The sequence below is a fragment of the Endozoicomonas sp. 8E genome, assembly GCF_032883915.1.
Classification (GTDB): domain Bacteria; phylum Pseudomonadota; class Gammaproteobacteria; order Pseudomonadales; family Endozoicomonadaceae; genus Endozoicomonas_A.
Genome location: NZ_CP120717.1, coordinates 516993 through 539451, shown reverse-complemented (window position 1 = coordinate 539451; position 22459 = coordinate 516993). Strand labels below are relative to the sequence as shown.

General features: G+C 47.4%; 22 protein-coding genes. 15 read left to right on the top strand and 7 right to left on the bottom strand.

The features are described 5' to 3' along the window. Positions 1 to 329: 329 nt before the first annotated feature. Positions 330 to 545, bottom strand: a complete 216-nt coding sequence (locus P6910_RS02150) for a hypothetical protein (protein WP_317144647.1) — start codon at positions 543 to 545, stop codon at positions 330 to 332. Between the two features lie 237 nt (positions 546 to 782). Between P6910_RS02150 and P6910_RS02145 the strand changes: the two genes are divergently transcribed. The 3 genes from P6910_RS02145 to P6910_RS02135 all read left to right on the top strand — a co-directional run bounded on the left by P6910_RS02145 (position 783) and on the right by P6910_RS02135 (position 6071). Beyond that, a complete protein-coding gene (locus P6910_RS02145; protein WP_317144646.1) occupies positions 783 to 2438 on the top strand; it encodes a hypothetical protein in 1656 nt (551 codons plus the stop codon). 173 nt (positions 2439 to 2611) lie between these two features. After that, positions 2612 to 4297 (top strand): hypothetical protein, encoded by a 1686-nt coding sequence (locus P6910_RS02140; protein WP_317144645.1) that lies wholly within the window; start codon positions 2612 to 2614, stop codon positions 4295 to 4297. A gap of 157 nt (positions 4298 to 4454) precedes the next feature. Then, on the top strand, positions 4455 to 6071 hold the full coding sequence (locus P6910_RS02135) for a hypothetical protein (protein WP_317144644.1): 1617 nt from the start codon (positions 4455 to 4457) through the stop codon (positions 6069 to 6071). A 37-nt stretch (positions 6072 to 6108) separates the two neighbouring features. On the opposite strand, the gene P6910_RS02130 is transcribed toward P6910_RS02135, so the two are convergent. Further along, positions 6109 to 6729, bottom strand: a complete 621-nt coding sequence (locus tag P6910_RS02130) for an isochorismatase family protein (RefSeq protein WP_317144643.1) — start codon at positions 6727 to 6729, stop codon at positions 6109 to 6111. Between the two features lie 13 nt (positions 6730 to 6742). Next, positions 6743 to 7438 (bottom strand): pirin family protein, encoded by a 696-nt coding sequence (locus tag P6910_RS02125; RefSeq protein WP_317144642.1) that lies wholly within the window; start codon positions 7436 to 7438, stop codon positions 6743 to 6745. 104 nt (positions 7439 to 7542) lie between these two features. Between P6910_RS02125 and P6910_RS02120 the strand changes: the two genes are divergently transcribed. Continuing rightward, positions 7543 to 8421 (top strand): LysR family transcriptional regulator, encoded by an 879-nt coding sequence (locus P6910_RS02120; protein WP_317144641.1) that lies wholly within the window; start codon positions 7543 to 7545, stop codon positions 8419 to 8421. Then, complete coding sequence (glnE, locus tag P6910_RS02115) at positions 8421 to 11366, top strand: bifunctional [glutamate--ammonia ligase]-adenylyl-L-tyrosine phosphorylase/[glutamate--ammonia-ligase] adenylyltransferase (RefSeq protein ID WP_317144640.1); 2946 nt, start codon at positions 8421 to 8423, stop codon at positions 11364 to 11366. Before P6910_RS02120 ends, glnE begins: the two co-directional genes overlap by 1 nt. A gap of 68 nt (positions 11367 to 11434) precedes the next feature. Here the strand turns inward: glnE and P6910_RS02110 are convergent, their stop codons facing one another. Next, entirely contained in the window at positions 11435 to 11656 is a 222-nt protein-coding gene (locus P6910_RS02110; protein WP_317144639.1) for a hypothetical protein, read from the bottom strand. Positions 11657 to 11719: 63 nt separating this feature from the next. Between P6910_RS02110 and P6910_RS02105 the strand changes: the two genes are divergently transcribed. Beyond that, positions 11720 to 12646 carry a branched-chain amino acid transaminase gene (locus P6910_RS02105; RefSeq protein ID WP_317144638.1) on the top strand — a complete coding sequence of 309 codons (927 nt, stop codon included), beginning with the start codon at positions 11720 to 11722 and terminating at the stop codon, positions 12644 to 12646. An 80-nt stretch (positions 12647 to 12726) separates the two neighbouring features. Here the strand turns inward: P6910_RS02105 and P6910_RS02100 are convergent, their stop codons facing one another. Next, positions 12727 to 13032, bottom strand: coding sequence for a hypothetical protein (locus P6910_RS02100; protein ID WP_317144637.1), 306 nt, complete (start codon positions 13030 to 13032; stop codon positions 12727 to 12729). A 229-nt stretch (positions 13033 to 13261) separates the two neighbouring features. On the opposite strand from P6910_RS02100, the gene waaF reads away from it, so the two are divergent. The 5 genes from waaF to P6910_RS02075 all read left to right on the top strand — a co-directional run bounded on the left by waaF (position 13262) and on the right by P6910_RS02075 (position 17684). Next, positions 13262 to 14305: a lipopolysaccharide heptosyltransferase II gene (waaF, locus tag P6910_RS02095; protein WP_317144636.1), complete on the top strand. Its 1044-nt coding sequence runs from the start codon at positions 13262 to 13264 to the stop codon at positions 14303 to 14305. Further along, positions 14302 to 15309, top strand: coding sequence for a lipopolysaccharide heptosyltransferase I (waaC, locus tag P6910_RS02090; protein ID WP_317144635.1), 1008 nt, complete (start codon positions 14302 to 14304; stop codon positions 15307 to 15309). Before waaF ends, waaC begins: the two co-directional genes overlap by 4 nt. Further along, the gene (locus P6910_RS02085) at positions 15306 to 16448 is read left to right on the top strand and encodes a glycosyltransferase family 4 protein (protein ID WP_317144634.1); all 1143 of its coding nucleotides are present in this window, start codon (positions 15306 to 15308) and stop codon (positions 16446 to 16448) included. Before waaC ends, P6910_RS02085 begins: the two co-directional genes overlap by 4 nt. Continuing rightward, entirely contained in the window at positions 16448 to 17263 is an 816-nt protein-coding gene (gene rfaP / locus P6910_RS02080) for a lipopolysaccharide core heptose(I) kinase RfaP (RefSeq protein WP_317144633.1), read from the top strand. The genes P6910_RS02085 and rfaP overlap by 1 nt, the downstream gene beginning before the upstream one ends. Before the next feature lie 187 nt (positions 17264 to 17450). Then, the gene (locus P6910_RS02075; protein WP_317144632.1) at positions 17451 to 17684 is read left to right on the top strand and encodes a transcriptional regulator; all 234 of its coding nucleotides are present in this window, start codon (positions 17451 to 17453) and stop codon (positions 17682 to 17684) included. A 225-nt stretch (positions 17685 to 17909) separates the two neighbouring features. On the opposite strand, the gene P6910_RS02070 is transcribed toward P6910_RS02075, so the two are convergent. Continuing rightward, entirely contained in the window at positions 17910 to 18152 is a 243-nt protein-coding gene (locus P6910_RS02070) for a hypothetical protein (RefSeq protein ID WP_317144631.1), read from the bottom strand. Between P6910_RS02070 and P6910_RS02065 the strand changes: the two genes are divergently transcribed. From P6910_RS02065 to P6910_RS02050, 4 genes are read left to right on the top strand one after another with little or no spacing between them, the layout of a single operon-like run. Continuing rightward, on the top strand, positions 18139 to 18420 hold the full coding sequence (locus P6910_RS02065) for a hypothetical protein (protein WP_317144630.1): 282 nt from the start codon (positions 18139 to 18141) through the stop codon (positions 18418 to 18420). The two genes, P6910_RS02070 and P6910_RS02065, sit on opposite strands and share 14 nt — an antisense overlap. Before the next feature lie 3 nt (positions 18421 to 18423). Then, entirely contained in the window at positions 18424 to 19188 is a 765-nt protein-coding gene (locus P6910_RS02060) for a lipopolysaccharide kinase InaA family protein (RefSeq protein ID WP_317144629.1), read from the top strand. Between the two features lies 1 nt (position 19189). Beyond that, positions 19190 to 20119: a lipopolysaccharide kinase InaA family protein gene (locus P6910_RS02055; protein WP_317144628.1), complete on the top strand. Its 930-nt coding sequence runs from the start codon at positions 19190 to 19192 to the stop codon at positions 20117 to 20119. Further along, positions 20112 to 21047 carry a glycosyltransferase family 2 protein gene (locus tag P6910_RS02050; RefSeq protein ID WP_317144627.1) on the top strand — a complete coding sequence of 312 codons (936 nt, stop codon included), beginning with the start codon at positions 20112 to 20114 and terminating at the stop codon, positions 21045 to 21047. Before P6910_RS02055 ends, P6910_RS02050 begins: the two co-directional genes overlap by 8 nt. 10 nt (positions 21048 to 21057) lie before the next feature. Here P6910_RS02050 and P6910_RS02045 read toward each other — a convergent pair whose 3' ends face one another. Next, entirely contained in the window at positions 21058 to 22440 is a 1383-nt protein-coding gene (locus P6910_RS02045; protein ID WP_317144626.1) for a PIG-L family deacetylase, read from the bottom strand. Positions 22441 to 22459 lie beyond the last annotated feature (19 nt).

Sequence of the window (22459 nt, the reverse complement as noted above, 5' to 3'; positions counted from 1 at the left end):
CGGGTGCAAAGAAGACAGAGTTTAAAACTTCAGAAAATTGATTTCGATCAATTTTGCAATTGAACTACAAGATAAGCAAAATCCGCAATGAGTACCAGTACTTAGGCACAGTAAAGTTACAGAAATATATCAAAAGCCGCTACATCATTACATTTATTCATGAAATTCCCATGACATAACTATTATCAAACAAGAAAAAACTCTGTCAGTGCATACCCCGATAGCAATTTCCGCGCTGGACTTTACTCTGAATTTACGTAGAGAAAAGTCGAAATTCCCTATTGGAAAAAGAAAAATGCTGACGATTCATCGGATTGGCGTAAAAACTCTTACGATATTGGCGTATTGTCCTGCCATGAGCTGATATCCCGGACCCGACTTTGATCCGCTTTGATGCCAGTTAATGGAAAAGCAATTTTCTGCTTCCAGCTGAAGCTTGTCCTAAAGCTGATGCTCAGCTGTTGAGCAGGATCAATCTCACCAGCAATCTGCTCTTTGTCTATAACCACCCCGGCAAAAACTGAGCCACAGCATAGATCAGGCATGACACTGTGACCACCTGGCAGGAATACACAAGACCCATTTTTTCAACAGGCTGACGACGCCTTAAAAGAAGGTCCGCGAAACCCGTGCCGGTAACAGAATCCGGCCCCTGCTATTCCCGGGGTGTCGTTGAAAAAACACGCTTCTTTTTTTGGTCTATCACTTTCTTGGTCTAACTTTTCTCTCTGGGTTATGAATACCTATGCACTTCAATCAACGGTCTATCAAAGTGGGATCTAATGAAAAATTCGTTCTATGCCACCCTGCTGTTACTGTTTTCGTGGTTATCTGTCGTCTGCCAGGCCAAACCATTGACTGGACGTTATGTCGTCAATTTTCAACAGGATGGAAGCTTTCCAAAAAGGAGTTTTTCTATAAAACCAGACCAGCGTACATTGCCGGGCAACCCGTCATACCTTGCCGACACAAACGGCTATGCAGCCTCAACTTTTCCGCCTGATGATCATCCACTCAATCTTGAGGGTTACGGGGTAAAAACCGCCTTTTTTGAGTCGATCTCGTGGCCATTGATTTACGCCACTCATTTTCTGGTTGCTAATGAAATGATTTTGACCACCAATGACGTCGCTCTGAACTCCAAACCCTATTCAAGGATACCATTAGAAGTGTTTGCCACTGTTGGCTGGCTTTTGGAAAGATATTGGAACCACAATTCGCCGCAGCTCAACCCAATGGATCAAACGGAGTCAGTTCAGGATCACCCATTTGAGATCACCACTATGATGCTCCCCGGGCAGGGTCAACAACAAAGTGGCCAACAAAATAGTGGCCAACAAAACCCAACATCAGCATCATCCGGTCAGCAGGCCTCTCCTAGAGCTTTTTTCAGGCTCAGGCTTTCCGGCTCTGGCGGCGGTAACCAGGGCCCTGGACAACAGCAGCATACATACGGTTTCAATTGTTACGTCGGTTCCTGTCATGGCGTTTGTAAAGTCCAACCGCCATCCAGAAGCGAGTTAGCTGAAAGGGGCCAGCAAGACTCTTCTTCCCTTGCTCGACGAGAGACTGAACCTTCGATAGCTCGTCTGTTGTTTGGTAACATAGGTAGTGACCCGTCCAAAAATCCTCATTTACCCAGCCTTGGAGAGAGTCTTGTTAGAGTATCTCATCAAGAAACCGCAGCTTTATCAGATTCTGAAGGGGTTGACGAAAAAGTATCCGGACTTTTAACTGAATTTTTCGTTCGTCCAATTGTAAATTTTCTGAATTACAGAGTCCTCGTGAATAAACACAACACTGACGACGAATACGTACATCTTGCTGCTGCAATGTGCAATGCACTGGGTGAAGAATATGCATACATTGTCGACTGTTGCGCCAGTTTTACCCATACCTTCAACTTTGGCTTCTGTCACACCCTTAGCCGTATGGCCCATGTGATAAAAGACTTTTATGCAAATAGAAGCTTGAACCTGGATCAGTTCAGAGAGGATGTCATCGAAGGCTTGAATACAGATCGCCAGACTCTTATAGAGAAGATTGCCCGTCGAGAGTTAGAGCGTGTAAACATTATTCTTCAACAAGGCCCATCGATGGAAGATAAGTATCAGCCGGTCGGTAATTTTGTATTAATTTTCTTTGCCCTTTCCGCCAACAATTTAAAAGAAGCGAGCGATTTTTTCTGGAAGCTTTGTTACACAGATGCAGATGGCAACAAGATAACTCGGGATAATCCGTCCCCTGAATACTCCGAAGAGTTCACAACTGAACCCACAGACACTTATAAATATGTTTATTCTTCAGTAAGAAATATAAAAGATATTACTCATTTACAAAGACTGGTTAATCAGCTTGCAGACTATTTAATTCCGAGTAAGGGCACTGCTTCGGTAAGTTGTGAAAATAAGCCCAACCAGAAAACCGACTGTGAATGATAAAAAAAGCCCAGGGCTGTTTTACCGTAGCGGGCTTTTTTTTCCAGCTGCGACCGTTCGTTTTTGAAAAAAACACGCTTCTTTTTTTGTCTATCACTTTCTTGGTCTAACTTTTCTCTCTGGAAAATGAATACCTATGCACTACAAACAACAGCCTATCAAAGTGGGATCTAATGAAAAATTCGTTCTATGTCGCCCTGCTGTTACTGCTTTCGTGGTTATCTGTCGTCTGCCAGGCCAAACCATTGACAGGACGTTATGTTGTCAATTTTCAACAGGATGGAAGCTTTCCAAAAGGGAGTTTTTCTACAAAGCCAGACCAACATACATTGCGGGGCAACCCGTCATACCTTGCCGACACAAACGGCTATGCAGAGTCAGCTTTTCCGCCTGATGATAATCCACTCAATCTTGAGAGTTACGGGGTAAAAACCGCCTTTTTTGAGTCGATCTCCTGGCCATTGATTTACACCGCTCATTTTCTGGTTGCTAATGAACTGATTATGACCACCAGTGACGCCGCCCTGAACGCCAAACCCTATTCAAGGATACCATTAGAAGTGTTTGCCACCGTTGGCTGGCTATTGGAAAGATATTGGAACCACAATTCGCCGCAGCTCAACCCAAGGGATCAAACGGAGTCAGGTCAGGATCACCCATTTGCGATCACCACTATGATGCTCCCGGGGCAGGGTCAACAGCAAAGTGGCCAACAAAATAGTGGCCAAAAAAACCCAACATCAGCATCATCCGGTCAGCAGACCTCTGGATCAACCACCCAACCTGGAAACTTCAGGTTTACGCATTCCGGCTCTGGTGGCGGTAACCAGGACCCTGAACAACAACAGCATACATACGGCTCAAATTGTTACGTCGATTCCTGTAATGGCGTTTGTAAACTCCAACGCGCATCCGATAGTAGCGATTTAGCTGAAGGGGGCCAGCAAGACTCTTCTTCCCCTGCTCGACGAGAGATTGAACCTTCGATAGCTCGTCTGTTGTTTGGTAACATAGGTAGTGAACCGTCCCGAAATCCTCATTTACCCAGCCTTGAAGAGTGTACTGCCAAAATGGCTCTTCGAGAAACCCGGGCTTTATCAGATTCTGAAGAACTTGATCCTTCAAAGATTGACAAAAAAATATCCATACTTATATCTGAATTTTTCGTTCGTCCAATTTTAAATTTTCTGAATTACAGAGTGCTCGCGAATAGACACGACGCTGACGACGAATACGTACATCTTGCTGCTGCAATGTGCAATGCCCTGGGCGAAGAATATCAATACATTGTTCATTGTTGTGCCAATATTACCCATAACTTCAACTTTGGATTCAGCCACTCCCTTAGCTGTATGGCCAATGTGGTAAAAGACTTTTATACAAATAAAAGCTTGAACTTGCACCAGTTCAGACAAGATGTCATCGAAGGCTTGAATACAGACCGCAAGACGCTTGTAGAGAAGATTGCCCGTCGAGAGATAGAGCGTGTAAACATTATTCTTCAACAAGGCTCATCGATGGAAGATAAGTATGAGCCGGTTGGTAATTTTGTATTAATTTTCTTTGCTCTTTCCGCACACCATCTAAAAGAAGCGGGTGATTTTTTCCGGAAGGTGTGTTTTACAGATGCAGATGGCAACAAGATAGCTCGGGATAAACCCTCCCCTGAATACTCCAGAGTGTTCACAACTGAACCCACAAACACTTATAAATATGTTTATTATTCAGTAAGAAATATAAAAGATATTACTCATTTACAAAGACTGGTTAATCAGCTTGCAGACTATTTAATTCCGGATAAAAGCACTGCCTCAACAAGCAGTGAAAATAAGCCCAACCAGAAAACCGATGGTGAATAATAGAGGTATTCGCAGCATAGATCAGGGATGACACCGTTTGTTTTTGAAAAAAACACGCTTATTTTTTTGATCTATCACTTTATTGGTCTAACTTTCCCCTCTGTAAAATGAATACCCAAGCACTGGAACAAGCAACAGACTATCAAAGTGATATCTAATGAAAAACTCGTTCTCTGCGCCGCTGCTGTTACTGCTTTCGTGGTTGTCTGTCGTCTGTCAGGCCGAATCATTAACAGGACGTTTTGTTGTCGAGTTTCAACAGGATGAAAGCTTTTCAAAAGATAGCTTTTCTATAAAGCCAGACCAGCATACATTGCCAGGCGACCCGTTTTATCCTGCCGACACAAACAGCTGTGCAGAATCAACTTTTCCGCCTGATGATCATCCACTCAATCTTGAGGGTTACGGGGTAAAAACTGCCTTTTTTGAGTCGATCTACTGGCCATTGATTCACGCCGCTCATTTTCTGGTTGCTAACGAACTGATGATGACCACCAGTGACGCCGCTCTGAACGCCAAACCCTATTCAAGAATACCATTAGAAGTGTTTGTCACCGTTGGCTGGCTATTGGAGAGATATTGGAACAAGGATTCGCCGCAGTTCAACCCGGTGGATCAACCGGAGACAGATCAGGAGCACCCATTTGAGATCACCACTATGATGCTCCCCGGGCGGGGTCAACAACAAAGTGGCCCACAAAATAGTAGCCAACAGAACCCGCCATCAGCATCATCCGGTCAGCAGGCCTCTGGATCAACCACCCAACTTAGAGGCCCTCCTTTCTGGCTCAGGTTTTCCGGCTCTGGCGGCGGTAACCAGGGCCCTGAACAACACCGGCACACGTACGGTTTCAATTGTTACGTCGGCTCCTGTCATGGCGTTTGTCAAGTCCAACCGCCATCCGGTAGTAGCGGGTTGGCTGGAGGGGGCCAGCAAAACTCTCCTTCCCGTGCTCAAAGAGAGACTGAACATCCGATACCTCGTCCGTCGTCTGATCATAGAGGTGATGATCCGTCCCGGAATACTCATCAACCCAACCCTGATCTTTCAGAGGATGATGAAGAAATACCTTTCAAAGTTTTAGAAAAGTCTTTCGTTGATCCAATTATGTTTGTGCTGAATTGCAAAAGGCTCATGGAAAAACAAGCAATCGGCGACGTATATGTACATCTTGCTGCTGCAATGTGCAATGCCCTGGGGGAAGACTATGAATATATTGTTGATTATTGTGCCAGTTGTACCCATACCTTCCGCTTGGGCTTCTGCCACTCCCTTGTCCGTATAGCCAAGATGTCAAGAAAATTTCATGCACGTAAAAGCTTTAACTTGCATCAGTTCACAGAAAATGTCATCGAAGGCTTGAATACAGATCGACAGGCTCTGGTAGAGAAGATTGCCCGTCGAGAGATAGAACGTGTAAACATTATTCTTCAACAAGGCTCATCCCTGGAAGACAAGTATGAGGCGGTTGGTAATTTTGCATTAATTTTCTTTGCCCTTTCCGCCAACAAACGCGATCAAGCCATTGATCTTTTCTGGGAGGCTTGTTTTAAAGATGCAGACGGCAACAGGATAACTCAGGATGATGACTCCCCTAAACCCCGCACAATGTATACAACTGACCCAACAAGAACTTATGAATATGTTTATTCTTCGGTAAGAAATATAAAAGATATTACTCATTTGCAAAGACTGGTTAACCAACTTAAAAACTCTTTAATTCCGGATAAGGACACTGCTTCAACAAGTTGTGAAAATGGCGCCATCCAATGACGGTTGAATGGCGAGCCGTTGAGCTCGCCACCCATGACTATCCTCTTGCGAAATAACTGTTCATCACGTAACCGTATTTGGTCGTATGCTCAGCCAATACCTGTCCCAATACTTCACCGTATTCACTGCGACAGTCGTTCATCAGCTCTGCCAGAACCGAAGCCCAGGTCGTCACTTTCACACCCGCCTGGGTCAAACGCTGTATCGTGACTTCCTGAACCGTTTTATTCCAGGTACCCGAAGCATCGATCACGGCATACACATCGTAGCCTTCTTCAATGGCGGACAATGCCGGAAACAATAAACATACGTCGGTTACGACACCGGCCATGATGATCTTTTTGCGGCCTGTTTTCTCAATGGCTTGGCTGAACGCCGGGCTATCCCAAGCATTGATCTGCCCTTCACGTTCAATCACTTCCCCGCCTAGTACGTCGGTAATTTCGGGCATCACCGGACCATTTGGTCCCTCGGGCAAGCTGGCGGTGACCACCGATGGCAGTCCAATGGCTTTTGCCGTTCTGATCAGGCCGACAATGTTATTTTTGAGCACCGTCGGGTGTTCATCACCCAGTCCAACCATCAAACCCGTCTGATGGTCGATCATTGTCAATACTGCGTTGTCCGGCGTTAAAAATTCGGAGTATTTTGTTGTCATGGTCATGTCCTTATCAGTGCTCTGTTTCATTAAAAGATTCGGTAAAAATCAAGATCAGCTGGCTCTCTTGCTGGGCAACAAAGTTCAATTCCGTCGCTCTTACCAAAGTGCCAGCCTGAATGGTCTCGCCATTAATGCTTGCCCTGCCAGTACTGAGGTAAGCCAAAACCTCACCGCTATGCTCAGTCTGATACCCTTTCGTGGCCTGAACCATTTCGATCACGGTGTGGCTATCAAACGTTTCCTTCTGTTTTTTGCTTCCTCCATAGATACGTGTCCTGACGTTGGTTTCCGGGGTGTAAGCCTTGTAACCCGCTGGCTCGCCTTTTGTTTCCGGCAGAACCCACAGTTGAATCAACTGATTGGGGGTTTTGTCCGGATTCACTTCGTTGTGTGCGAACCCTTCGCCACCCGCTCGTTGTACCTGCGCCTCTGGGGCGACTAAACCTTTGCCGTGTTCCAGAGATCCAGCGTGGCTTACCCGACCTTTTGCCATTACACTGATGACGTCGATCTCCTGATGAGGGTGCATACCTGTCTCGCCATGGGGCAAGAAGCTGGCATCAGCGAGATAAACGAAGTTACCAATGCCGTTGGCTGTTTCAGGGCGCTTTCGAGCACCAAATACTCGCTGATCTGTGACGACCTGTTTTTCTTCCAGTCCGGCAAAACCGCCTTGTGGCAGTTGGTCTAAGGTCAAAATTTCCATCGCTCAATCCCTGTTTGCTGCTAAGTGATGAGACCAGATTAGTTTGTTATCCAAAGTTGATATATATTCATTCATACAAAACACTGTTCAATATTTGATAACAAATGACTGACCTTAATGATCTGATGGTGTTTGCAACGGTAGTCGAGAGAGGCAGCTTTACTCAGGCAGCGGAAGCACTGAATACGCCGAAATCCAACATCAGTCGCAAGATCACCCGGCTTGAGTCCCAATTGAATGTGCGGCTGTTGGAGCGTTCAACCAGAACCTTGCACCTGACTGAAATCGGTCTGCGCTACTATCAGTACTGCAAAAGAATCAAAGAGGAATATGAAGCCGCGGGCAGCGCAGTGGAATCCATGCTGGAGAAACCTCAGGGCCGCCTGCGAGTTTGTACCTCTCTCGGTGTCGGTCAGTCACTGCTTGGCGATCACCTTGCCAGCTACTGCCAACTCTACCCTGAGGTTGAACTTGATCTTAGTTTGACCAATCGACGTGTTGATTTGATTGAAGAAGGGTATGATCTGGCGTTTCGAATTGGAGACTTGCCGGACTCTGGACTGATTGCCAGGAAACTGTGCTCCATCCACCTGCGTCTTTATGCGGCTCCGGGTTTTGCAAAACATAAAATCAAAACCCCCGGCGACTTGTTGGAGCATCCATTAATGTTGATGAGTGCAAAGGAGCGCAACCCCGATTGGCATCTCTTTTGCGAACAGGAAAACAGGACCCTGAAGTTTGAGCCAAGTGTGCGCTGCGATGACTTTTCCATGCTGATGAGAATGTCCATCAAGGGGCTGGGTATCACCGAACTGCCAGAATACATGGCAAAGCGTGCCCTGGCAGAAGGTACGCTCATCAATATTCTGCCCGACTGGCAGTTCGAGCCTGTGGACTTATATGCATTGTACCCCAGTCACCGTGGCTCAACCCCCAAAGTTCGGGCACTGCTCACCCACCTTGCTAAAGAGGGCTTCCACTAATGGCGTTGCCAGATCACAGCCTTAAGTCAATCAAAAGCCTTGAGCGAATGAATTGCCCTGCATCGGTAAAAACCATCCTGAACAAACAATGGGAGGAGTTTCTGGAAACCTGTCGGGCAAAAGATCTGGCTGACAGATCTGACTCATTATCTCCCGAATTTCTCTCCCAACTTTATAAAACCTGGGCGGGCAGCGACTTTGCTTTTGAACAATGCCTGAAGCATCCGGATCTTGTTGTCCAACTCCATCAGAATCCGGATTTATTAAAAAGCCCCAAACCCGAGAGGCATCAGGATAGCCTCCGCCAGCTCACTCAGGAAGTTCTCAACGAAAATGACCTGATGCAGCGACTCCGGGTTTATAGAAACCGGGAGATGGTCAAAATCATCTGGCGTGACCTCAACCGTCTGTGCTCCATGCAGGAAACCACACTGGATCTTTCTGCCATGGCGGATGCCTGCGTCGATCAGTCTCTGAACTGGCTCTATGAAGAATCCTGCAAAACCTGGGGTACCCCGATGGGGGCTTCCTATGGAGAAACACCTCAACCACAAAAGATGATCGTACTCGGCATGGGCAAGCTGGGTGGGCAGGAGCTGAATCTTTCTTCCGACATCGACCTGATGTTCACCTATCCCCATAAGGGTGAAACGGTGGGTGGAGTCCGCTCTCTGGATAATCAGGAGTTTTTTATCCGGCTTGGGCAACGTCTGATCAAAGTCCTGGACAATCAAACAGTGGACGGCTTTGTATTTCGGGTTGATATGCGACTGAGGCCTTATGGTACCAGCGGGGCGCTGGCCATGAGTTTTTCCGCTATGGAGCAGTATTATCAGGATCAGGGCAGAGACTGGGAACGCTATGCCATGATCAAGGCCAGAGCCATTGCCGGAGATATCCCGGAAGGTCAGAATCTACTCAATACTCTGAAACCATTCACTTTTAGAAAGTACATTGATTTCAGTGCTATTTCTGCTCTCAGGGATATGAAGGCCCTGATTCAAAGAGAAGTGAAGCGCAAAGGCATGCAGGGCAACATCAAACTAGGTCCTGGCGGCATCAGAGAAATTGAATTCATTACCCAATCATTTCAGCTGATCCACGGCGGCCGGGATCGAAGTCTTCAGGAAAAGGGGTTGCTCAACATTCTCAGCCGACTCTCGTCATATTACCTGCCAGAGTGCGTCACACAGGCATTAACTGAAGCCTACATATACCTTCGAAATTTAGAGCATGCTATTCAGGCGCTGCAAGACAGACAGACTCAGGAGCTGCCTGTCGACACCCTGCAACAGGAAAGAATCGCTTTTAGTGCAGGGCATCAGGACTGGTCTTCCCTGATGAGTAAGCTGGATCATCACAGAGAGCAGGTCCTGGGACACTTTGATGAGGTTGTGTCCTTACCGGAAGCATCCAACGATCAGGAACAGAAGGTTGAGGAACACTGGAAGCTTCTCTGGCAGGGCAGTCTCAACGAAGACGAAGAATTAAAACAATTTCAGGAGAACCACTTTTCAGAGCCACAAGCTTCGAGGCGACGTCTGTCAGCACTCAGGGATGGCAAAGCCATCACCAGAATCCGCCGCCAAAGCCGTGAGCGACTTGACCACTTCATGCCTTCGCTGCTGGAGCATATCGCTCATAGCGAACAGCCTGATCTGGCACTGACCCGAATTCTTCCGCTTATTGAAAGTGTTTTGCGCCGAACGGCCTACCTGGTTTTGCTGATGGAAAACCCCAAAGCTCTGGAACACCTGATCAGTCTGTGTACCGCCAGCCCCTGGATAGCAGACCAGATTGCCCGACATCCCGCCTTGCTGGATGAGTTCCTGGATATCGGTGACCTCTATAACCCACCCAAAAAAGCCGAACTGGAGCACGACCTCAGACAACAACTGACTCATATTCCGGAAGATGATCTGGAAGCCCAGATGGAAGCGCTGCGCTACTTCAAGATGTCACATCTTTTGAAAGTAGCGGCAGCACAGGTCGCAGGTACATTACCTTTAATGAAGGAAAGCGATTACCTGACCTGGATTGCCGAAGCCTTGCTGGATCAGGTGGTCGGTCTCGCCTGGAAAACCATGGTTGAGCGACACGGGCACCCTGTGGGTGAAGACGGTTCCATCTGTGACCCCGGCTTTATCATCATTGGCTACGGCAAACTGGGTGGCATTGAACTCAGTCCGGGATCGGACCTGGATCTGGTGTTCGTGCATAACGGCGCCTTAAATAAAGAAACAGACGGCCCACGCCCCATAGAAAGCTCTACCTTCTATACACGACTGGGACAGAGAATCATACACATCCTCACCGCTCAAACCCCTTCCGGAAGACTCTACGAAGTCGACATGCGTCTGCGCCCTTCCGGCGCTTCAGGAATGCTGGTCAGTTCACTGACATCTTTCGAGAAGTACCAGCGCAATGACGCCTGGACCTGGGAGCACCAGGCTCTGGTCCGGGCCAGGGCAGTGGCTGGCGATAAACAGCTGACAGCACAGTTTGAATCACTTCGCAAAAGTATTCTGGCCATTGACAGGGACCCTGCCACCCTGAAAACAGAGGTCATCAGGATGCGCCATAAGATGCAAGAGTATCTGACAAAGTCCCGGCGGGATGAACTGGGGCAACCCCTCTTCAATTTAAAGCATGATCGCGGCGGCATTGTCGATATTGAGTTTCTTATGCAATACGCTGTATTAGCCCATGCACACACTCACCCGGAAATTGCGCAATTTCCGGATAACATTCGAATCTCGGAGTCACTGGAAAAAGCCGGTTACCTGACGGCCAGTGAAGGTAAAGGACTGAGAGAAGCTTATAAAGCCCTGAGAAAAGCGGCTCACTTAAAAGCTTTGCAAAACCAGCCATCCTTTGTGGAAATCCCCCTGGTGGAGCCCTTCGTCCGACAGGTTGAAGCGCTTTGGCAGCTATGGCTGGAATGAATATCCCGGCGCTGTCCTCTGGCAACAGCCCGGCGGTTTGGAATCAGTAGCAAAGTATGATCCAATACTCATCTGCCTGCAGATAACCGAAGCACAGACAGAATCATGGCCGCCCTATCCACAGCGGCCTGCCAGCCGGGCTTGAGACCTACCGGGCTGAGTAGCCATGAAAACGAAACAACCATGAGCATAGAAAGACTTTTGTCACCCAAAGTGATGAACAGACTTTCACTAAAAACAGGGTCTTCAATAAAATCACAATACCACCGTGAGAAAACAAAGCTGCCCATTTGGCGATGAACTTAGCTACATTCTCATGGTTAAAATTACTGGATTGCATCGGGAGTTTTCGCATGTCCTTCGCCGATAGAGATGGCGTTATTTGGTTTGATGGCAAGCTGGTTCCATGGCGAGAAGCACAAACCCACGTTCTGACCCATACCCTGCACTACGGCATGGGCGTCTTTGAGGGTGTTCGAGCCTACAGCACCGACAAGGGTCCTGCTATCTTCCGCCTGGAAGAACATACGGATCGACTGTTTAGAAGTGCCCATATTCTGGGTATGAAGATCCCTTACTCCCGTGAAGAGCTGATCGAAGCCCAAAAGCTGGTGGTTCGTGAGAACGGTCTTGACAGTGCCTATCTCCGCCCCATGTGTTTCCTGGGCTCTGAAGGCATGGGCCTTCGTGCAGAAGGGCTAACCGTTCACTGCATTATTGCGGCATGGAACTGGCCTTCTTACATGGACCCTGACGCCAAAGAGAAAGGTATCAAAATCCGTACCTCTTCCTACACCCGTCACCACGTTAACATCACCATGTGCAAGGCCAAGGCCAATGGTAACTACATGAACTCCATGCTGGCACTGCGTGAAGCACTGGACAGCGGCTGCGAAGAAGCTCTGCTGCTGGACAACGAAGGTTACGTGGCAGAAGGCAGTGGTGAAAACATCTTCATTGTCAAAGAAGATGGTATTCTCTACACACCTGAGCTGACTTCCTGTCTGGAAGGGATTACCCGTGACACCATTATCCGGTTTGCCGGGGAACTGGGTCTGGAAGTCAGGGAAAAGCGCATTACCCGTGACGAAGTTTATATTGCCAAAGAAGCTTTCTTCACAGGAACAGCCGCTGAAGTGCTGCCTATTCGCGAGCACGATGGCCGCATCATCGGCAGTGGTCAACGCGGCCCCATCACCGAACAGCTGCAAACCATGTACTTTGATCAGGTTCAGGGCCAGCGGGAAGCTTACCCGGAATGGCTGGCTCATGTGATGTAACTCACTGGCTTTCATTCCGTAAGCTGTAACAATTACTGAGTTATTGATCAAAAAAAGTGGCGTATAATCTACGCCGCTTTTTATTTACAGGGGTGAAATGTATTCCGACCTGTATACAGCGGGATACTCTTGCATATTACTCTGGTTCCCATGCTTTCAGGCCCTGTGGGTCCCAGCGTGGGAACGAGTTGACTCCCGTCATTCCCGCGAAGGCGGGAATCCAGCGCCAACGGTGGATCTCTGCCTTCTCGGGGATGACAAGGCCAGGGGGGCACCGGGCAGTATGGTTCTGGTGGTGAGTCAGTGTGGATTCCCGCCTTCGCGGGAATGAAGCCGGGAATGACGGGAGTCAACTCGTTCCCACGCTGGAGAGAGTTTTGCGACACCCTCAGAGCGTGGGAACGAGCGGTGGAAGTTTTGCGACACCCTCTCTCCATAAGTGTTGCTCTGCATATTTGAAACTGGACACTGTCCAGTGTTCTTATTCTGCCATCGGTGACAGCCTGCTCTCACTGAGGGCGGTAGCGTGCCCAATTACAAGAGATCGATTCTGGATCGATCCCCCGGAGGCTGCCCGGGAATAGACAGCCTCTCAGAAACAGGAACTGCAGCAACGTGAAGTACTTGATTGTCGGTCCCTCCTGGGTGGGGGATATGGTAATGGCTCAAACTTTGTTCATTGCCCTGAAACGACAACATCCAGAGGCTGTCATCGACGTACTGGCACCAGGCTGGAGCCGCCCCATCATTGAGCGCATGCCTGAAGTCCGGAACGGGATTGATATGCCTGTAGGCCATGGCAGCCTGAATCTGGCCGCGCGCAGAAGAATAGCCAGAGACCTGAAAGCACAAGGTTATGACCGGACCATTCTTCTGCCCAATTCACTGAAGTCTGCTCTGATTCCATTCCTTGCCGGCATTCCTGTCAGAACTGGCTGGCGGGGAGAAATGAGATATGGCCTGCTTAACGACCTGAGAGTTCTGGATAAAGAGCAATACCCTCTTATGGTTGAACGCTTTGTTGCTCTGGCCTATCCGGATAAGTCGCCACTGCCCTCCCCTCTGCCCAAACCTGCCTTGAGTGTTGACAGCCAGAGTGTTGCCAAAGCATTGCATCGCTACCAACTGTCTGATGACTTGCCCATTCTGGCGCTTTGTCCTGGCGCTGAATTTGGCCCCTCGAAACAATGGCCCGCCGGTTACTACGGCGAAGTGGCTTTGACGATGGCTCAGAAAGGCTGGCAAATATGGTTGTTCGGCTCTGAAAAAGACCATGCCGTCACCCAGGAAATCATGGGCTACCTGCCCAGAAACCTGCATAAACGTTGTTTTAATCTGGCAGGGCAAACCACTTTGGCGGATGCCGTTGACCTGATGTCTCTGGCCCACGCTGTGGTGTCCAATGACTCTGGCCTTATGCACATTGCCGCTGCACTTTCTCGACCTCTGGTGGCCGTTTATGGCTCGACCACTGCGGCTCATACCCCGCCAATGAACGACAACAGTGAAACACTTTGGTTGGGACTGGAATGCAGCCCCTGCTTTAAACGTGAATGCCCTCTGGAACACATGGACTGTATGAAAAAGCTGGGACCCGAAATGGTTCTGGACGCCCTGGAACGACTTTCTAATGAACAGACTCTGGAGATTCAGGGTTGAAAGTTCTTATTGTAAAAACCACGTCCATGGGCGATGTGATTCACACACTTCCAGCCCTCACCGATGCTGCCAAAGCGATTCCGGGCATCCGGTTTGACTGGGTTGTAGAAGAAGGGTTTGCGGAAATCCCACGCTGGCACCCTGCTGTCGATAAAGTCATACCTGTGGCGGTGAGAAGATGGCGAAAATCGATACTGAACACAGTTCACTCAGGCGAGTGGCGTCGTTTTCGCAAAGATATTAAATTCAGAAAATACGATGCAGTTATTGATGCCCAGGGATTATTGAAAAGCGCTCTAATTACGCGAATGGCACGGGGCCCTAAGTTCGGGCTGGATAAAAACTCAGCCCGGGAGCCCGTTTCTGCCATGTTTTATGACTTCCCAAAAACAGTTAACTGGGGGCAACACGCCGTCGAGCGTGTACGACAGCTGTTTGCCAAATCACTGAACTACGAATTGCCAGTAGAACCCGGACAGTTTTTGCTTGACCAATCCCGATTCGATGACGACCTGATTCAAAAAAAACCCTATGTCGTCTTTATTCATGGCACCACATGGCCCACCAAACACTGGCCAGAAACTTACTGGTGCCAACTGGCCCAGAAAGTTCAGGCAGCCGGAATGCATATCGTCATTCCATGGGGCAACGAAAAAGAGAAAGAGCGAGCCCACTGCATCGCAAAATGTTCCGATAATATTGAGGTGCTGCCACGCCTCAGCCTGAGTGGTATTGCCGGGGTCATAGCGAATGCTAAAGCGGCTGTTGCTGTGGATACAGGACTGGGCCATTTGACGGCAGCTCTGGAAACACCCGCTGTATCTCTATACGGCCCGACCCGTCCTGACCGGGTGGGAGCCTACGGAAGCTCACAGATTCATCTGACCGTTGACCAGTGCCCTGAATGCCAGCTCCCTAAAGCCGAACCGGACATTTTTACCCCTATGACCCCGGATTATGTCTGGTCCTACCTGGAGAAGCTTCTGCAAGGGGCGTCTTCATGATATTGGCTTTTGCGCTTTATAAGTATTTTCCTTTTGGGGGGTTACAGAGAGATTTTCTGAGGATTGCGCTTGAATGCCAGAAAAGAGGTCATAGAGTTCTTGTTTTTACCACCTGCTGGCAGGGCGAAAAGCCTGACGGCTTTGATATCCGGCTTCTTAAAGTCAACGGCTATTCAAACCACGTCAGGATGAAGAGCTTCCAACAGCAGATCGGCAAAACATTAGCCGACCAGCCAGAAGTCATTTTGGTAGGGTTTAATAAAATGCCGGGGCTGGATGTCTATTATGCCGCTGACACCTGTTATCTGGATAAAGCCCTGTCAAAAGGCTGGTGGTATCGACTCACATCACGCTTTCGATATTACAAAGCCTTTGAAGAAGCGGTTTTCTCTCAGGAAAGCAAAACCGTTTCCCTGCTAATATCTGCACTGCAAAAACCTGTCTTTCAGCGGTATTACCATACTCCTGAAGAGCGCATTCATTTGCTTCCTCCGGGTATTTCAAAGGATCGCTGTCGACCTGAAAATGCCGAGACCCTAAGGGCAGAATTCAGAAAAGAGTTTTCGCTCACGGATAGGGATAAGCTCGTTCTGATGGTGGGTTCAGGTTTCAAAACCAAAGGTTTGGATCGAGCCATCAGGGCTATTGCTTCATTACCCGCTCGTCAGAAACAGAGCACTCGCTTCTTTGTGATTGGTCAGGACAAACAAAAAACCTTTGAGTCACTGTCCAAACAATTAGGTATTGAGCACCAACTTCGCTTTTTTGCTGGCCGAGATGATGTCCCCCGGTTTCTGCTGGGTGCCGACTTGCTGATTCATCCAGCTTACAACGAGAATACCGGTACCGTTCTGCTAGAAGCATTGGTTGCTGGGTTGCCTGTGCTGACCACCGATGTCTGTGGCTATGCGCACTATATTCGTGATGCTAAAGCAGGCATTGTACTACCAAGCCCGTTTAATCAGGATTCTCTGAATGAGGCTGTCAGCACAATGCTTGATTCAGAGCATTGGCTGGAATGGCAGAACAATGCCATTGCATTCAGTCAGTCTGAAGACCTGTATAGTCTGCCTGAGCGGGCTGCTGATATTATTATTGAACAGGCTGATCGAAAGTCTGACCACTTCTCGATTTCTTAATGCTATATCTTAGAGACGATTTTAAAAAAGCCTGGCAAGGCAAGGACCCTCAATCACTGTTGGAAGCCATGGATGGAGAGGTCTACAGAGCACTTGAGGCTCGCCGTACCTTTCGATTTGAACTGAATGGCAAAGGCTATTTTGCCAAAGTGCATGGCGGTGTGGGCTGGTTTGAAATTCTTGAGAACTTTGTGCATTTGCGTAAACCCGTTCTTGGTGCCAGAAACGAATGGGAAGCTCTGAACAAACTCCATGACATTGGCATTGATACCATGACACCTGTCGCTTATGGAGAAACCGGGAAGAACCCTGCCACACGTCGCTCTTTCCTGGTGACGGAAGAACTGGCGAATATGGTGACTCTGGAGGATTTTTGCGAGCACTGGAAAACTGCTCCTCCTGGCTTTGGATTGAAGCGAGCCATGACGTTGAAGCTGGCAGAAATCAGCAAAAAACTCCATGACAATGGCATCAACCATCGTGATTACTATCTTTGCCATTTCATGATGCCAAAAACTCAGGCCCCTGATCTGGAAAACTTGAAGTTTTATCTGATTGATCTTCACCGGGCCCAGATTCGGGATAAAATTCCCGAGCGCTGGCGACTGAAAGACTTATCTGGACTCTACTTCTCTGCCATGGATTATGGCATCTCTCGAAATGATGTTTTTCGTTTTTTGAAAGCCTATACAGGGCTGTCTCTCAGAGACACATTGAAACAATACAGCGCCTTGCTCACTCGCATTGAGAAGAAAGCCGTAAAACTGTATCAGCGCATGGAACGAAAACAGGAAAGAGTGGCGCCTAAAACTTAGCCCTAAACCTACATTTTCCTCCTTTTCTTACTTGTGCTAATGAGATTGCCAATCTTAAAATGTCGCCCTCTCAAGGGGGACAGAAAAGGGCAGTATGCTATTAATCTGACGGGGTTTTACAGACTGATATTCACCGTCGAGGGTGACACGCTGAATATCGCAATGATTGAAGAAGTGAGCAAGCACTATGATGACTGAACAGACTTACATGTCCGATTTGGCCATTCCCCCGGGTGAGTATTTGGAGGAAGTGCTTGAAGAGATGGATATTACCCAAGCAGAGCTAGCTCGTAGAATGGGTCGACCTCCTCAAGCCATCAATGAGATTCTCAAAGGAGAAAAGGCTATCTCAAAGGCAAATAACTGCCCCTTGGCAACAGGAGCCAAAGTCAGCCAGTTGAACACTGACGGAATCCTGTAATAACACACCGGTTGGCAATGCTGTCGCTTCGCTCGAGAGCACTTTTACCGTGATTGGTGCGAAACCACCCGGGATATTACCAGCTTCATGTGCCGTACAGAGATTGGTGATAAAGGCTACTACCTGAAACGATATACCGGAGGTGTGAAACAGCATGCCTTTGAGAGAAGTTCTGGAACAATACCTGAACCGGTGAAAAACAGCAGAAATGAAAACGACAAAACTTTACAAACGAATGCGCCAAAAAGAAATGGGACATAGATGCTGACAAAATCCTAATGGACATACAACTCGTTCCCACGCTCTGAGGTCGTCATTCCCGCGAAGGCGGGAATCCAGTGCCAACGGTGGATCTCTGCCTTCTCGGGGATGACAAGGCCAGGGGGACTCCGGGCAGTATGGTTCTGATGGTGAGTCAGTGTGGATTCCCGCCTTCGCGGGAATGAATTCGGGAATGACGGGAGTCAACTGTTCCCAGACTGGTGAGAGTTTTGCGACAGCCTCGCTCTGCGTGGGAATGCATACCTCCCCTGAAAAGCGTACTCTGCAGCGCGAGATAGGTATGGGTTCCCACGCTGGAGCATGGGAACCAGAGTTTTGCGACAGCCTCTTTAAGGCGGGGAGGATGTCAACACTACGATTCCTGATGAGAAAGACCGTTTGGAATACCCATCTGCAACCGCAATATCCAAGCTTTGAATTTATGAAGATTCCGCCCAGTTATGGGCCATGTTGAAATATGCGCATTCCTTTTTTGATGTCGTCCAGTTGGACACTGACGGAATCCTATAATGACACGCCAGTCGGCAATGCTGTCTCCACACTCAGTAGCACTTTTGCTCTGACAGGTGTTGAAATTACCCGGGATATCATAAGCTCCATGAGCCGTATTGAAATTGATGGTAAAGGTTACTATCTGAAACGATATACCGGCGGCGGAAAAAATCTTCGCCGTTACATTGGCAGAAGCCGTATCCGGGGTGAGTGGGAAAGTATGCTGTTTTTCCATGAACACGGTATCCCTGCAGCCAAAGTGGTCGCTTATGGACAGGAGATCCAATGGGGTGTCATGACGCGCGGTGCTCTGGTGACTGAAGAGGCTCCCAATACACTGGACCTTCGCCAGATGGTTAGAGACAGTATTCCCTGGCTAAAAGATCGAATCTGGATGGCCAAAGTTATTGAACAATTAGCGCCAGCTGTCAGGATCATGCATAGCCAGAGCTTCATCCATACTGATCTCAAGTGGCGAAATATTCTGGTTTCCCAAAATGAAGAGCCTGAAATCTGTTTCATTGACTGTCCTGCTGGCCAGAAGGTTCTTCCCTTTTTCCTGGAGCGAGGCATTATCAAAGACTTGGCCTGTTTGGATAAGATGGGCAAGCAGCATCTTACGCGCACTCAGCGGCTAAGATTTTATCGGCTCTATTGTGGAGGCCGACTGAAGGCAAGTGACAAGGTTCGAATCCGCAAAATTCTGAACTTCTTTGAAGGAAGGGAGTGATATGCCTGATCCATTCCTTCAGAAATGGCAGGCACTGAGCTCTGATTCCGAAAAGTCCGAGTTTATCCGCCAGGCTTTGTTGGCTGGTGAACAACCTGAACATTTTGCCGAACTACCACCCAAGTTTGATCGCTTTCTTGAGACGCACAAAGCCCCACTCGAACTGTTGAACAAAATACAACGTATTCGCAAGCAGAAAGAATTAAAGCTGCAAGAATGTCTAAAGCCCAGGAGGGGATTTAGTTATCAGAAGTCCTGGTTTCAGTTGGCTATTACCGATCAGAGAGATGAATGCCCGGAGCTTTCAAACCTTCTTGCTGACCCCGGCCCCTTTATCCGACAAGGCCATATCATCAAGACAGGTAAAGCCACGACCGTCGCAGTTGTGACATCCGGGAAAAAACAGTATTTCATCAAAAGGTACAATTCAAAAGGGTTTCTCTACAGCCTGACTCGTAGCCTTATTCCATCAAGAGCAGCTGTAACCTGGCATGCTACTCAGTTACTGGAGAGCATTGGCATCCCGACAGCACGGCCCGTCGCCCTTCTGGAAAAGCGCTGGGGGCCTTTTAAACAGACCAGCTATGTTATTCATGAATATGTCGAAAGTATTCATGCTATGAAATATTTTGCTGAAGGCGCTGAGCCTCAGCCTGAATGGCCTGCGGTTGCTCAGGAAATAGATGACATACTTTATACCTTGAAACGATCTCTGATTATTCATGGTGATTTGAAAGCACATAACTTCATCATCCAAAATCATCATGCGTTCCTGATTGACTTGGATTCATTAAAATCCTTCCAGTCAGAAATTCGATTTTTCGAGAAACACCCTAAAGATTTGGAGCGCTTTGATAGAAACTGGAAAGAAGAACCAAAGGCTTATTCTCTATTTTCAAGCCTAATAAAAGAACTTCGAGACAATGTCTGAAATAAGAAAGTCTGTTGATAATCCACTTTTCAGTATTATAATACCAACCTATAACTATGCTCATACACTTGAAAGAGCTATCCATTCTGTTTTTAAGCAGAACAAGGAAAGTTTTGAATTATTAGTTATTAATGATGGCTCGAAGGATAATACTGAAGAGCTACTAAGCGACTTACAGAAAAAAAGTAAGCATCATTTTCGTGTTATTAATCAGAGCAACCGAGGTCAAGCTGCAGTCAGAAACCTTGGTATTCAGGTGACTTCCGGAAAATATCTCATTTTCTTGGATGCAGACGATGAGTTGACTGAAAATTCGCTCCATAATCTTGAGTTATTTATAAAAGATCACTCCGAACCTGATTTTATTATTGGAGCACATATTTCAGTTACACCCGAAGGCAATGAACGACTCCGTCCTAGGCCTCCAATACCATCAAACCCAGAAAAGAGGTTTAAAAAGTACTTAATTGAAGATAGCATTCCGGTTTCTCATGGCGCATCCGCTATGCACCGTCGTGTTTTTGACAATTATAAATATCCGGAAAAATTTCGATGCGTTGAAGATATTCCAGTTTTTGCCTACATTCTTGCCAACTTTAATTGTCAATCTCTAAACAAGCCCGTAGCTAAAATCCACAAACACTCAACTAGCATGAGACATAATGTAGATAAGGACTTGTCTATTGGCTTGGATCTGGTTGAGGAAGTATTCTCTAATGGTAAGATTCCAGAGAATATGATGAAGTATAAAGCCGACTATACTGTACGACGCTTGTTATCTCTTTTCAGGTCACTCTATATGTCAGGTAGATACAGCCAAGCCCTAAGGTACTATTTAAATGCAGTAAAACAATCACCAGCAGCATTACTACATATTGCATCTCTAAGAAAAGCTATTCGTTCTGCAATATACTGTATTTGGAAGTAACCGTGAAAGATTAATAAAAGAAAATCTCATTAGACCTAACTGATTTTCTAAAAAACTCGTCCTCTCCATAGTCTGGTCGATAGCGCTTGATCAGTGCTTTCTGAAGACGCTTTCTCAACCACTTTTTGAATCGGACAGGCCTTCGTAGATCATGGTTCATCTCTATGGCCATAATCTTATTTTTTTGCTCTGAATCATTCAGGGTGTAGGAGAATGCACCCGACAGTTTCACTGCATCACCAGTCACAGGAGGCAGGGATACAATGGAACCAGATGGACCAAACGGGTGCATATCTGTATTGGCCAAGTGGTTGGCGTAATACATGACAAAAACATCTGTCTGACCACTATTTATAATCGCTTCGTGGATAGCCACAGTGCTGTATTGATGATCCTGATGGACATCTACATTAAGGTGTGGTGTCACCACATAGTCAGGCTGAAAGAGGAAGACAAGCTCTGCAAGATCATCAACCAGCTGCTGCCAGCTGGCTGTGCCATGGTTATCAGAAGCCAGCTTGATATGGTTAAACTCCCGAAAAACCCGGGTATCCGATATCCCTGCATATTCAGATGTCATGGTTTGGTCAGGGCTGTCGTACATTTTTTTTAAATGCTTGCAAAAGTAACCCAGCTGGATCACCCGATCACTCTTCAGTCCTGCCCATTGTGGCACCATGATACTGTCCCAGGCTCTTACCCTGCCCTTCATAATGGCAGCCTGTTGTTTATCGCTGATGTAGCGATCAAAAGTTTCTGGCTCAGCCTCTCCGGCGGTAATGGTTACAACAAGACTGTCGGTATTTTTATAGAGACCGAAAGCCGCAATTTCGGCATCATCCGCGTGAGGGGAGATAAATAAAACTTTTTTGCCCACCAGATCAGGCTTTTTAAATGCAATCAGTTCGGCATTTTCTTTGTCAAAACGACAATGCCTGCCACTGAGACTCAATGTCTCTGCATACTCCAACGCTTCTATAGCAGGGGTTAGATTGATATAACGGAAGCCTTTACAACTGCGCTCAAAGAACTGGGCGTACTTCTGACCATTGGATAGAATCCTCAGAGCAGGATCAAAAAGCTTTCCGGTAAATTTCGCACTGATCTTAACTTTGAGAAAAACAGTGTGCTCCCCTGTTCTTAATGATTCAGGTAACATCAAAACAGATTCATTAAACACGGCTTGCTGGAAATCTTTACTATCGACTTCCCACTGATAATCACAGTGTCTTCGATAGTAAATATGATCGGCAAAAAATAGCCCGTGTAGAATATAGGCCATGAAGAAAAGCATTATCCAGAGCCAGCTGGTGTATAGGTACATGCCTGCACCAATTACAGCCAGCACCGCAAAAATGCCTGATAGTTTCAAGGCTCTGAATAACGATTTCATATTTCAATGTAACCAGTTT